Source organism: Rhodococcus rhodochrous (genome assembly GCF_014854695.1).
GTDB lineage: Bacteria > Actinomycetota > Actinomycetes > Mycobacteriales > Mycobacteriaceae > Rhodococcus.
In genome coordinates this window covers 4,774,293-4,786,963 of record NZ_CP027557.1, presented here as the reverse complement: position 1 = coordinate 4,786,963, position 12,671 = coordinate 4,774,293, and the positions used below count along the sequence as shown (strand labels likewise).

Annotated in this window: 12 protein-coding genes; 5 read left to right on the top strand and 7 right to left on the bottom strand. The window is 68.5% G+C overall.

Annotated features, from left to right (window positions below):
* Positions 1-4: 4 nt before the first annotated feature.
* Both C6Y44_RS21770 and C6Y44_RS21765 read left to right on the top strand, forming a co-directional pair.
* The gene (locus C6Y44_RS21770) at positions 5-1,339 is read left to right on the top strand and encodes a cytochrome P450 (protein WP_159417454.1); all 1,335 of its coding nucleotides are present in this window, start codon (positions 5-7) and stop codon (positions 1,337-1,339) included.
* A gap of 360 nt (positions 1,340-1,699) precedes the next feature.
* Positions 1,700-2,422 carry a M23 family metallopeptidase gene (locus C6Y44_RS21765; RefSeq protein WP_060650268.1) on the top strand — a complete coding sequence of 241 codons (723 nt, stop codon included), beginning with the start codon at positions 1,700-1,702 and terminating at the stop codon, positions 2,420-2,422.
* A gap of 85 nt (positions 2,423-2,507) precedes the next feature.
* Here the strand turns inward: C6Y44_RS21765 and C6Y44_RS21760 are convergent, their stop codons facing one another.
* Positions 2,508-4,478 carry a M13 family metallopeptidase gene (locus C6Y44_RS21760; protein WP_159417455.1) on the bottom strand — a complete coding sequence of 657 codons (1,971 nt, stop codon included), beginning with the start codon at positions 4,476-4,478 and terminating at the stop codon, positions 2,508-2,510.
* Between the two features lie 112 nt (positions 4,479-4,590).
* On the opposite strand from C6Y44_RS21760, the gene C6Y44_RS21755 reads away from it, so the two are divergent.
* A complete protein-coding gene (locus C6Y44_RS21755; RefSeq protein ID WP_159417456.1) occupies positions 4,591-5,796 on the top strand; it encodes a serine hydrolase domain-containing protein in 1,206 nt (401 codons plus the stop codon).
* Here C6Y44_RS21755 and C6Y44_RS21750 read toward each other — a convergent pair whose 3' ends face one another.
* The 5 genes from C6Y44_RS21750 to C6Y44_RS21730 form a co-directional block, all read right to left on the bottom strand.
* Positions 5,797-6,753 carry a peptidase associated/transthyretin-like domain-containing protein gene (locus tag C6Y44_RS21750; protein ID WP_159417457.1) on the bottom strand — a complete coding sequence of 319 codons (957 nt, stop codon included), beginning with the start codon at positions 6,751-6,753 and terminating at the stop codon, positions 5,797-5,799.
* A gap of 91 nt (positions 6,754-6,844) precedes the next feature.
* Positions 6,845-7,768, bottom strand: coding sequence for a PaaI family thioesterase (locus C6Y44_RS21745; protein WP_159417458.1), 924 nt, complete (start codon positions 7,766-7,768; stop codon positions 6,845-6,847).
* A 77-nt stretch (positions 7,769-7,845) separates the two neighbouring features.
* Positions 7,846-8,457 carry a DUF1707 SHOCT-like domain-containing protein gene (locus C6Y44_RS21740; protein WP_159417459.1) on the bottom strand — a complete coding sequence of 204 codons (612 nt, stop codon included), beginning with the start codon at positions 8,455-8,457 and terminating at the stop codon, positions 7,846-7,848.
* A gap of 53 nt (positions 8,458-8,510) precedes the next feature.
* Positions 8,511-9,167 (bottom strand): response regulator, encoded by a 657-nt coding sequence (locus C6Y44_RS21735; RefSeq protein ID WP_159417460.1) that lies wholly within the window; start codon positions 9,165-9,167, stop codon positions 8,511-8,513.
* The gene (locus tag C6Y44_RS21730) at positions 9,164-10,369 is read right to left on the bottom strand and encodes a sensor histidine kinase (RefSeq protein WP_159417461.1); all 1,206 of its coding nucleotides are present in this window, start codon (positions 10,367-10,369) and stop codon (positions 9,164-9,166) included. The genes C6Y44_RS21735 and C6Y44_RS21730 overlap by 4 nt, the downstream gene beginning before the upstream one ends.
* Before the next feature lie 116 nt (positions 10,370-10,485).
* Here C6Y44_RS21730 and C6Y44_RS21725 point away from each other — a divergent pair, with 116 nt between their 5' ends.
* Positions 10,486-11,019 (top strand): hypothetical protein, encoded by a 534-nt coding sequence (locus C6Y44_RS21725; protein WP_106201165.1) that lies wholly within the window; start codon positions 10,486-10,488, stop codon positions 11,017-11,019.
* Positions 11,020-11,136: 117 nt separating this feature from the next.
* Positions 11,137-11,595, top strand: a complete 459-nt coding sequence (locus C6Y44_RS21720; RefSeq protein ID WP_120280456.1) for a VOC family protein — start codon at positions 11,137-11,139, stop codon at positions 11,593-11,595.
* 9 nt (positions 11,596-11,604) lie between these two features.
* Here the strand turns inward: C6Y44_RS21720 and C6Y44_RS21715 are convergent, their stop codons facing one another.
* Complete coding sequence (locus tag C6Y44_RS21715) at positions 11,605-12,624, bottom strand: sigma-70 family RNA polymerase sigma factor (protein ID WP_019290822.1); 1,020 nt, start codon at positions 12,622-12,624, stop codon at positions 11,605-11,607.
* Between the last annotated feature and the right edge of the window lie 47 nt (positions 12,625-12,671).

Genomic DNA, 12,671 nt, shown 5'->3' with positions numbered 1-12,671 from the left:
ACCTGTGCCTGCATCGACCGCGACCGTTTCGCCCACCGACGCCGCTCGACTCCTCGGACAGGTGGCCGTGCCGTTCGTGGCGGTGGGACCGATCGCTCGTCGGCGCTGGGCGATGAAGCTGCTCGAGAAGAACCAGTCCGATGCCGGCGTGGTCCGCCTGGTCGCCGATCTACGGAAGCGGCACGGTGACGGGCCGGCGGTCGTGCCGATCCCCGGCCGCACCCTCGCGATCGTTCTGACGCCCGAGGATGTGGACCGGATCCTGCGCACCGACACGGCGTCGTTCACTGCGGCCAACAAGGAGAAGGTGGCTGCACTGAGCCCGTTCCAGCCCAACGGTGTGCTCATCTCCCGAGGGGACATTCGCGCCCAGCGACGCGCGTTCAACGAGTCGGTCCTCGAACCGGAACACGCCCTGCACCGTCTCGCGGCCGAATGGGTTCCCGTGATCGAGCAGGAGGCGCAGGACCTGCTCGAGCATGCGAGGTCGCGCGGTGAACTCGACGCTCCCGATTTCGTGAAGACCTGGTGGCGGCTCGTCCGGCGACTCGCGTTCGGCGACGCCGCCCGCGACGACGAGAGCATCACCGACCAGCTGTGGACACTGCGCTCGAACGGGAACTGGTCGTTCGCGCATCCGCTCCGGCACCGTCTGCGCGACCGCTTCACCCAGAACCTGCACCGTCATGTCACGGCGGCTCCGTCCGAGAGTCTGGCCGGGGTGGTCCGGGACCTCGCCGCGCCGGCGTCCGTCGACCCGATCGGGCAGATGCCGCACTGGTTGTTCGCGTTCGACGCCGCGGGCATGGTCGGCGCCCGAACCCTGGCGGTGTTGTCGACCCATTCCGAGCAGCGCCTGCGCGTCGAGTCGGAACTGTCGGGGACCGAGGCCGGGACACCGCAGGTCTACGAGTACCTGCGGGCCTGCGTGCTGGACACGACCCGGCTGTGGCCCACCACTCCGGTGATCCTCCGGGACTCCGTGGAGGAGACCACGTGGAGCGACGGTGCGGGTGGTGCCTCGACGATTCCCGCCGGTACGGGCTTCGTGATCCTGTCCTCGGCCTTCCACCGCGCCGACGACCTGCCGTTCGCCGACACCTTCGAACCCGAGGTCTGGCTCGACGGCCGCGCCGAGCGCTATCCCGCGCTCGTGCCGTTCAGCGCCGGACCGACGGTGTGCCCCGGGCGCAGCATCGTGCTGTTCGCGGCGAGCACCTTCCTCGCGACACTGCTCCGGTCCGCCGAGTTCACCGTGGTGTCGGATGTGAAGCCGGATCCGGCGCGTCCGTTGCCCGCGACGTTCGACAATTTCGGTCTGCGTTTCGCGGTGCGGTAGGGCCCCTTCGGCTGGGGCCGCGATACCGCCTCATTACCCCATCGGAGAGCAGTTCCCCGTTATCCGATGGCGTGACGTCACTCACTGTTTACCCTGGTTTTGCGTCCAACGCGTGAGGTCGATGGTGTCGATGTGAATCGAGTAGGGCAAATCGGGCGTCTTTTGTCCGATACCGGTCGGTTTGGAGTCAAGGCGACACGCTGAGGTCGTCAAAGGTAGAAGTACTCTGTGATGGAATCGTGACCCTTTCGTTACCGAGGGCCTGTCCCAGAGGAAACTGCTGTGATCCGAAATCCTGAATCCACCCACACCCGAGAAGCCACCGATCTGCGACGGCGCGCAACCCGCGCCGGCAGGTGGATGGCAGTCGCGGTCCTCGCGAGCGCCGTCACCGTCGGCGGAACGACGGTCGCGAACGCCGCAGGCGACCGGGTCCGCGTCGAGTCCGCCACCGCATGGACGGGCGCCGGGGAGAACCTCTCGACCGCACCGCAGGTGCTGAAGGTCGCCGGTGTCGACGCATCGCACTACACCGAGAAGCTGAACCGCGCCGCCGAGCGGGAAGCACAGCGTGTCGCCGAGGCGATCGCTGCCCAGGAGGCAGCACAGCGTGCAGAGGCCGAGCGGATCGCCCGTGAGGCCGCCGAGCAGGCCGCCCGCGAGGAGGCTGCGCGTCGCCCCGCACTCGCTTTCCCCGCTGCAGGAACGCTGACGTCCGGCTTCGGCCCGCGTTGGGGCACCAACCACAACGGTATCGACGTCGCGAACTCGATCGGCACGCCCATCGTCTCCGTCACCGACGGCGTCGTGATCGAATCCGGTCCGGCCTCGGGCTTCGGCCTGTGGGTGCGCATCGCGCAGGACGACGGCACGACCGGCGTCTACGGCCACATCGATCAGTCCCTCGTCTCGGTTGGCCAGCACGTCCGCGCCGGCGAGCAGATCGCCACGATGGGCAACCGCGGCCAGTCCACCGGACCGCACCTGCACTACGAGGTGTGGCAGCCGGGCGGCGCCAAGGTCGACCCCATCCCGTGGTTCCACGCGCGCGGCGTTCCGGTGCCGAGCTCGCACCTCGGCTGATCCGGTAGGCGACAGCCCGGGAACGAAACCTGAAAACGACCACTGCCCCGACGCATTCCGCGTCGGGGCAGTGTCGTGCGTGGAGCTACCAGATGCGCACGCGCTCCGAAGGTTCGAGATACAGCCCGTCGCCCTCGCTGACCTCGAACGCGTCGTAGAACGCGTCGATGTTGCGGATCACGCCGTTGCAGCGGAACTCCGGCGGCGAGTGCGGGTCGACGGCGAGGCGTCGTGACGCCTCTTCGTCGCGAACCTTCGTACGCCACACCTGCGCCCACCCGAAGAACACGCGCTGCAGCCCGGTCAGGCCGTCGATGACGGGCGCGGGCTTGCCGTCGAGCGCGATCTCGTAGGCCTTCAACGCGATCGACAGACCGCCGAGATCACCGATGTTCTCGCCGATCGTGAAGCTGCCGTTGACGCGCTGTCCGGGAAGGGCTTTCGGCTCGAACTCGTCGTACTGCGCGATGAGTGCGGCGGTGCGCTTGCCGAATTCCTCGCGGTCCGAATCGGTCCACCAGTTCTCCAGATTGCCGTCGCCGTCGTACTTCGCGCCCTGGTCGTCGAAACCGTGGCCGATCTCGTGCCCGATGACCGCGCCGATACCGCCGTAGTTCGCGGCGTCGTCGGCATGCAGGTCGAAGAACGGAGGCTGGAGAATCGCGGCGGGGAAGACGATCTCGTTCATCCCCGGGTTGTAGTAGGCGTTGACCGTCTGCGGCGTCATGAACCACTCGCCGCGATCGACCGGACCACCGAGCTTGCCGAGATCGCGGTCGTACTCCGCGGCGTACCCGCTGCGGTAGTTGCCCACCACGTCGTCCGCGGTGATCGTCACGGCGGAGTAGTCGCGCCAGGTGTCGGGATAGCCGACCTTGGGCGTGAACTTCTCGAGCTTGCGCAGCGCGGCCTCGCGCGTGGCCGGGCTCATCCATTCGAGGTCGGTGATGGACTGCCGGTACGCCTCGGTGAGATTGTCGACGAGCACCTGCATGCGCGTCTTCGCCTCGGCGGGGAAGTGCCGTTCGACGTAGAGCTTGCCGACGGCCTCGCCGAGCAGATCCTGCACGAGCGACACGCCGCGCTTCCAGCGGTCCCGGATCTCCTGCGTACCGGTGAGCGTGCGGCCGTAGAAGGCGAAGTTCTCGTCGACGAACGCCTCGGACAGATACGGAGCCCGCGCGCGCAGCACCCGCCACACCGCCCAGGCCTTCCAGTCGTCGAGGTCCTCGTCGGCCCACAGCGTCGCGAACGTCTCGAGGAAGCTCGGCTGACGGACGACGATCTCCGCCCACTGTTCGGTGGTCGCGCCGGTCGCGGTGAGCCATCCGGTCCAATCGAACTGCGGAAGATCGGTGAGCAGCGAGTCGAGGGTGAGCAGGTTGTAGCTCAGGTCGGCATCGCGACGCTTGACCACGTCCCAGTGCCCGGCGGCCAGCTTCGTCTCGAGCGCGACCACCTTCGCCGCGTCGTAGGGCAGGTCGGCGAGGGCGAACATCCGGCCGATGTGGGCGGTGTACCGGCCGCGGATCTCGGCGTAGCGGTCCTCGCGGTAGTACGACTCGTCGGGCAGCCCGAGCCCGCCCTGCGAGACATGCATGAGATACCGCTCGGAGTTCTTCGAATCGGTGTCGACGTAGTGCGCGAGCGCGCCCGTCACGCCGGCGCGCTGCAACCGGCCCAGCACCGCCGCGAGCGCGGCGCGGTCGGCAGCTCCCGAGACCGCCCCGAGTTCCTCGAGGATCGGATCGAGACCGGCGGCCTCGATCGTCGCGGTGTCCATGAACGAGGTGTAGAGGTCGCCGATCTTCTGGGCGTCGGTGCCCGGCTCGGCGCCGGACGCCGCGGCTTCTTCGATGATGGTCCGCACGTCGACCTCGGCCTTGTCGGCGAGCGTGCGGAAGGCTCCGTCGAGCGCGCGGTCGGCGGGGATCTCGTGTTCGGCGAGCCATCGGCCGTTCACGTGTTCGAAGAGGTCGTCCTGGGGGCGGACCCGTTCGTCGACGTGTCCGAGATCGATGCCGGAGCGAATCTCCGAGTTCTGCGCGAGGGTCATGCTCCCCATCCTTACATCGGATGGGTAGGTCGTGCAGTCACCCGCGGACCGGACCGCCGTAGAAGTGGGAGAACACCCTCGGGAGCGTTTACATACTCCTACCATCGCCCTCATGACCGAAGGTTCCACGACGGAGCCGCCCGCGGCGACCCCGTCGACACAGATGCTGGTCGATCCCCGCTTCATGCCTGTCGCGGATCTGTTCTTCCGGATGTTCTACAAGCCGGGCCAGGGCGGCGGTGCTCTCGCCTGCTACCTGCACGGCGAACCCGTCCTCGACATCTGGGCGGGCTGGGCCGCGCGCGACAAGCGGTGGACCCGCGACACCGTCGTGCTGTCGTTCTCCACCGGCAAGGGAGTGGCCAGCACGGTGGTGCACCGCCTCGCCGAGCGTGGCCTGCTCGACTACGACGCGGCCGTGGCCGAGTACTGGCCGGAGTTCGCCGCGGCCGGCAAGGAGACCATCACGCTGCGACAGCTCATGTCGCACCGCGCCGGACTGCACAGGTCGCGCGGTCTCGTGCCGGGTCGGGAGGGACTGCTCGACTCCGAGGCGGTGGCCGCCGCGCTCGCCGCCTCCCCGCCCGATCCACGACGCTTCCACGGGCCGGGTTATCACGCCGTCACCTACGGCAACCTGGTCGCCGAGGTCGCGTCGCGCGTGACCGGGGCGCCCTTCCAGGAACTCGTGCGCACCGAGATCGCCGAGCCGCTCGGCACGGACGAGTTCTGGTACCACGTGCCCGAGGACCAGCGGCACCGCATCGCCCGGGTGTTCCCCAAGGTCAACTTCCTGCCGGCACCGTGGACGACGGCGTCGGCGGTGCTGTCACACGCGCCGGGCGTACGGGGTCTCGCCGAGGCAGGCATGGCGGAGGGCTTCGACGAGCTGATGCGCAGTCCGTCCGCGCACGACGCCGTCATGCCGGGATGGAACGGTGTGTTCACCGCTCGGGCCCTGGCCCGCATGTACGCGGCGATCGCGAACGGCGGAGCGATCGACGGTGCCCGCCTGCTGAAGGAGGACACCGTCGACCAGCTGCTCGAAGTGCAGACCCGGCGACGCGACTACGTCCTCGGCATCCGGCCCAACTGGCGGCTGGGTTATCACCCCGGATGGGTCGCCCTGAGGCAGCAGCCGCTGCGGTCGGTCGGCCACTACGGCTTCGGCGGTTCGGGAGCGTTCGCCGACCCGGAGACCGGACTGTCGGTCGCGTTCGTCACCAACCGCATGGGCAACACCTTCACCACGATCTCCGACGGCCGGTTCCCGAGACTCGGCGCGGCGGCGGTGACGGCCGCGCGCCGAGCAGGGTGATCAGACGTCGACACCCACGTTGACCGCGGCGAGGACCCGGTCGCCCTGACGTGCGGTGACCGTCGTCCCCGTCGGGTCGTGGATCGAGTCGGTGTCGTTGCGGGTGTCGCGGCCGCTGTGCTCGGTGTACGGCTCGACCGTCGAGAAGATCTCGTCGGTGAGCGCGTCGTCGAAGTACAGCTGCGTGGTGAGCACCGTCGACCGATCGATGTGCACCTTCAGATGGATGTGCACGGTGCGGCCGCGGTACCAACCGGGATAGATCGTGTCGAAGAAGACGATGCCGTCGGCATTCGTCACCTGCGCGCCGCGCAGGTATGTGCCGTCGTCGGTGGTCGTGGCCTCCACGTCCCCCGAGCTGTACGAGCCGTCGGACGTCTCGCCGGAACCCGGTGCTCCGGGCATCCCGGGCGGTGGGCCCATCCCGGCGGGCGGCTGCATGCCTTCCGGGGGTGCCATCCCCTCCGGTGGACGCCCACCCGCCGGCGGAACCGGGCCACCCGGGAAGGCCGTGCCCGATTCGAAGCCCGAGTACTCGCCCCCGGCGTCGCAGTGCCAGATCTCGACGACGGCGTTCGAGACCGGAGCCGAGGACCCACCGGGATCGCAGTTCGCGAGATCCTGCACCCGCACCGCCAGCGTGAGGGGAAGGCCAGGCCGGTCCTCGACGATGTCGCGGCGGATGGAGTCGACGTCGAACCAGTACGGTCCCTGCGTCACCTCGGCGCTCATCACGCAGCTCGGTGCGTCGTCCAGCATCGCGACGAGCTGCGCGTCGATGCCGGTCGCGGTGGATGCCGTGGTGGTCGCCGCCGATGCGGTGCCGGTCGTCGCGGTGGTCGATTCGTTCGTGCCGCACGCCGCCGCAATCAGCCCGCCCAGGCCGATCGTTCCGCCGAGCGCCAACGCCCGTCGGCGGCTGACACGTCTGCGGCTCGCCTCGACGTCCTCGTTCATGATCTCTCCTCCGTGCGTTCTTGTTCCGACCATCGTGCGTCCGGACGCTCGAGGCACGGTGCGAGAAGGCTGGGAGATTCCTGCGAACCCGTTACGCGCGGGGGAACAGCTGGACGTTGGCGTGCGCGCGCACGTAGACGGTGCCATCGGCGGCGCACAGCGTCGTCTCGAAGGACGCGAGTCGCCGTCCGGCCCGCACCGCTTCGGACCGCAGTTCGATGACCGGCCCGGGGACGGCAGGCGAGCAGAGATAGTCGAGGCCGATCTCCAGCACGCGATAGTCCTGATCGATGCCGGTCAGCGTCTGCGCGGCCAGGCCGGTGACTGCCTCCGCCATCGACACGAGCACACCGCCCTGCACCGAACCGATCACGTTGGCCATCCACTCGCACGGCGACACGCGGGCCTGCACGGCACCGCGCTCGGCAGCCGTCACCTCGAGTCCGAGCAGACCGGCGAGCGGGCCCCGCGGAAGAGTCCCGGTGGAGATGCCCGTGACGATATCGAGGCCGGGCAGTTCGGCCAGGATCGCCGCATCCGACCACGGTTCCGGCTCGCCCCGCTCCGGCACGGCCTCCGACGTCTCGGCGCCGTGGTCCATCGGGGTGCGCCCGACAACGATCGAGCGGCCGACCAGGTGCGCGACGAGAACACCCTCCTCGTCGCGCACGTCGGTGCCCGACACGGCGGTGGACTCGTCGAAGAACAGGCTGCTGCCGTGACCGACGAGGGTCCCCGAGGCGGGGAAGGGGTGGGCGAGCGTCGCCGTCACGTGCGACAGCACGCCCTGCGGTCGCTCACCGGTCTCCGCGAACCGCGCGATGCCGGCGGGTGCGCCCGCGGCGACGTCGGTGAAGACGCCGATGGAAGCGAGCGTGGTCTGCCCGCGGTGGTCGAACAGGTGCGATCCGACGGACTGGGTGACCGAGACCGACGCGTCGTCGGCGACCTCGATGCCGACGCCCATGAAACGACCCGGACGGTCGACGGTGAACTGTGCGGTCTCGATTGCCATTCCTTGCTTCTACCAGGAACAGCGCAGCGGGGAGCAGTCGGGGAGCGGTTCGCCCCGGTTCGCGGTCGCCCGTCGCTTCAACTTCGGGGCGTCTCCGGACCGCGGCGACCCTCGAGTTCCCGGATCCTCTTCGACGCCTCCTCGAGCCGCTTCTTCCGTTCGGCGGCCTCCGACTTCTTGAGCTCCTCGTAGACCTTCTCGTCGTCGTCGCTGTACTTCAGGATCAACCGCGGAACGCTGAGCGTGACGATCAGCGACGGCCACACGATCCACGCGTAGCTCCAGTCGAGAGCGATCTGCAGGACGAGGAAGGTCACGAGCGTGACGCCGATGATGATCCAGTCCAGCGTCTCGACCATGCTGCCGCGTTCGCGGAGCGAGGCCAGTTCGTCCTCCGGGGACTGGGATGCCGCCGCAGGGGAGCTGTCGTGGCGGACCGCCGGCGCGGAGGAGTCGTGGATCATCCGGATGTGACCGTCGACCTGTTCGAGAGGAACACCGCCGGGCAGTCCCCGGAACGACGGGAGCAACGCCGAAAACGTTCGCGCCGAAGATATCTCCCCGGATCGTTCGTAGAACTCGACGCTGTCGAGCCGGCCCGCGGCGTAGTGTTCGCCGAGTGCGTTCAACGCGTGCATGCGTTCGGCGTCGCTGAGCAGCAGGTCGTCGTGATCGGAAGTGCCGGTCATTTCTTTTCCCGCGCTTTCGGAGTCGGTTGTCGAATCCTGGTGCATCCCCGATCCTAGAGCTGATGATCGGGCATGTCCCGGGCGAGGATGGCCGCCTGGATCCGCGATTGCAGCCCGAGTTTGTGGAGCACCCGGGCGACGTGCGTCTTCGCCGTGTTCTCACCGATCCCGAGACGGGTGGCGATCTGGCGGTTGGACAATCCCTCGCCCAGACACGCGAAGACCTCCTGTTCGCGCGCGGTGAGAGCATCGAAATCCGGCCCGTTCGTAACACCTTCCCGCCGAGCGGATTTCGAGACGAATGCGTCGATGACGGTTCGTGTGACCTGCGGTGAGAGCACGGACTCCCCGGAGTGCACCGCCCGGATCGCGTCGAGCATGGCATCCGCCGAGGCGGTCTTGAGGAGATATCCGGCCGCCCCGGCACGAAGGCTCTCGAAGACGTATTCGTCGATCTCGAAACTCGTCAGCACCAGCACCCGGGCACTCGTCTCCTCGGTGATGGTGCGGGTCGCGGCGATCCCGTCGACATGCGGCATGCGGATGTCCATGAGAACGACATCCGGGGCGAGCGCGCGGACCTGCGACACCGCGACGGCGCCGTCGGCGGCCTCGCCCACCACCTCGATGTCCTCGCTCGTGTCGAGCAGGAGCCGCAGACCCGCGCGGATGGCGCTGTGGTCGTCGGCGAGCAACACCCTGATCGTCACGTCGTCCTCCTGTTCGCGAGCGGCAGTTGCACGTATGTCCTCCATTCGTTCCCGTCGCGACCGGAGCGGGCGTGCCCGCCCACCGCGGCGGCGCGTTCGGCGATGTTGCGCAGGCCGTGCCCGGCGCCGCGGGCCGGTGACGGGTCTGGGGTGTCCGGGTCGCCGATCGGGTTCACCACCTCGATCCCGAGCCGGCCGTCGGTGTCGTCGAACCGAAGGGTCACCGGCCGTCCCGGTGCATGCTTGACCGCGTTCGTCAGGGTCTCCTGGACGATGCGGTAGGCCGTGAGATCGACCTCCGCGTCGAGGTCTGCGGGTGGATGACCGTCGATCCGGACGGAGGTGCCGGCGGCACGTGCGGAGGCGGTGAGCGGTTCGAGGTCGGCGAGGCGCCCTGCGGTGGTGATCTCGTCGTCGGTGTCGTCGCTGCGCAACAGGCGCACCATCGACTGCATCTCCTGGAGGGCGGCCACGCTGCCGGAGCGCACGGAGTCGAGCACGGTCAGTGCCCTGTCCGGGTCGGACTCGCGGAGGCGGAGCGCGGCCTCGCTCTGGATCGCGATCGACGACAGGTGCCCGGCCACGACGTCGTGCAGGTCGCGGGCCAGGCGCTGCCGCTCGGTGGTGATGGCGGCGCGACGGTCCAGTTCCGCGACCCGCGAGAGGGCCTCGGCGCGTGCCCGTTCGATGTCGGCGGCGTCCCGATGTATGCGGACGGATCGGGCCCACCAGATCGGGACGATGATCACGAGCGCGGCGATCGACACGGCCCACACGGCGATGCGCAGTTCTCCGAAGTACACGCCGAGCGCGACGGCGCCGACGACGATCGGGACAACAGGGGCGCGTTCGAGGAAGCGGCTGGTGCGTGCCGAGCCGAAGAGCGCTGCGGCGTACAGCAGGTCGCCGTATGCGATCCAGACCGGCAGCGAGGGGCCGACGACGAGGTCGACCAGTACCGGAACCGTGCCCAGCACGAGGGCGAGAAGCGGTCGCGTGCGGCGCATCGTCATCGGTGCGCACACGCAGGCGAGCAGAACGAGCCACACCCACAGCGGCTGCGGCGGGCGGTCCTCGACGAGCACACCGAGATCCAGGGCGTACAACAGCGCGCCGCCCGCGAAGTATGCGAGGGCGACGAGCAGGGAGTTGTACCGCGGGTTCACGAATCCCACTCGAATCTCGGATTCACGGTTGTCCACGGCAACGATTCGACCACAACCGGGGGATGATCAGGGTCGACGTCACCCGAAGTGATGAGGCATCTGCCGCCCATCGGGCGACGCGCGCGTGGGGATGTGCGCGCGATTCTGAGGCCATGTTCAGCCACATCGCCGCTTTCATCGTCGGATGCGAGATCGCGTTCTGGGTCGTGCTCGCGGCCGGACTGGTGTTCCGGTATCTGCTCCGGCTCGGCAGGACGGGTGCGGTGCTGCTCGCCCTGATCCCGCTGATCGACGTCGTCCTGCTCGCGGCCGTCGCCGTGGATCTGCACAACGGGGCGGAGGTCGGCTGGGTCCATCGCGTGGCGGGTATCTATCTCGGTGTGAGTGTCGCCTTCGGACCGAGCGTCGTCCGGTGGGCCGACCGGCGATTCGCCTATCACTTCGCGGGTGGTGCGAAACCGGAACCCGCTCCGAAGGAAGGGCCGGAGGCCTTCCGCAAGGAATGTGCGGACTTCGGACGATGGCTGCTCGCGGCCGGGATCAGCGCGGCCGCCGTGCTCGGGCTCGGGTCGACCGTCGCGAACGGCGAGCAGGCCTCGGCGCTGTACGGAATCTTCCCCACCCTCGCCACGATCACGGTGATCTGGCTGATCACGGGCCCGGTCTGGGTGCTCGGCAAGCAGTGACGACCACACCGCGTCGAGAAATCTCGGGGTGCGCGATGAGTTCTCGCAGGGTGGCCGGTCTGTATCGGTGACACCCACACCGCGTCCCCGCGGGACGAACCGACCACAGGAGAAACCATGTCGCGCATGCTGTTCGTCAATCTCGCCGTCGAGAACATCACCGCCACCCGCGTATTCTTCGACAAGCTCGGATTCACGTTCGACGAGTCGTTCTGCGACGAGAACGCCGCCTGCCTGAAGATCAACGACCAGACCTACGTGATGCTGCTCGAGAAGCAGATGTTCCGGATGTTCACCAACGACGACATCTGCGACACCACGAAGGCCCGTGAGGTGCTGATGTGCGTGTCGGCCGACAGTCGCGAAGGTGTCGACGCGCTCGTCGACGGCGCGATCGCGGCCGGCGGCACCGAATGGGTGACCGCCGGGGCCGAGAAGGCGAAGGAGGACATGGGCGACTACGCGTACCAGCGGGCGTTCCGCGACCTCGACAACCACGTCTGGGAGGTCATGTGGATGGACATGACCGCCGCTCAGCAGGCCGACGTCACGGAAGCCGCGCCTGCCGAGGCGTGACCTTCGACGTCAGCGGGCTGCCGGGTCCTCCGGTAGCCCGAACCTGGCGAACAACGCCGTCGTGTCGTCGGAGAAGAAGACGGTGGCGTGCGTGACCCTACCGTCGACGATGTCGAGCACCTGCAGTTGGAAAGGGTGGTGGCGGCCGTCCTCCCCTCGCATGTACAGGCCGAAGGCCGGCTGGCCGTTGGCCACGGTGGGAAGCAGCACCTGGTCGCCGGGGCCCTTCGCGGGGCAGTTCTGCTTGATGAGGGTGACGATCGCCTCGGGGCCCTGGTACCAGCCTTCGAACGGCGGCATCTCCCAGACGGCGTCCTGGGTGAGCATCTCGACGAGCGAATCGATGTCGTACTTCTCGAAGCCGTCGACCCAGCGCTGCAGCAACGCCTTGGTCTCGGCGCTGTCGGGTTCGGCGAGGTCGTCGTCGCGGACCTGGGCGTCCTTCAGCTGCGCGCGTGCCCGCTGCAGGAGGCTGTTGACCGCCGCCGTCGACGTGTCGAGCGCGGCTGCGACCTCGGTGGCGCGCCACTGCAGGACCTCGCGGAGCAGCAGGACCGCGCGTTGGCGGGCGGACAGGTGCTGCAGGGCGGCGACGAACGCGAGGCGGACGGAATCGCGGGAGGCGGCGATGGTGGCGGGATCCGACGGATCGTCGGTGGCGTACCCGATGGGGAACGGCTCGAGCCACGGCACCTCGGGGCGGGTGACCAGATCGTCGGTGGGATCGGAACTGGGCGCGCCGAGCCCGGTGGGCAACGGCCGGCGACTGCGGCCTTCGAGCGCCGTCAGGCACACGTTGGTAGCGATCCGGTGCAGCCACGTGCGCAGTGAGGAGCGGCCGCCGAAGTTCTCGTAACCGCGCCAGGCGCGCAGATAGGTCTCCTGGACCAGATCTTCCGCATCGTGCAGCGACCCGCTCATGCGATAACAGTGGGCGAGCAGTTCGCGACGGAACGGCTCGGCGAGTTCCATGAAATCGGTCGACGTCGATGTCGAACCGGCAGATTCTTCGAGCAGTTGTTCGGTCATGAGCGCGATACCCCCGGCTGGTCGGACCCGAATCCGCTACCCGTCAG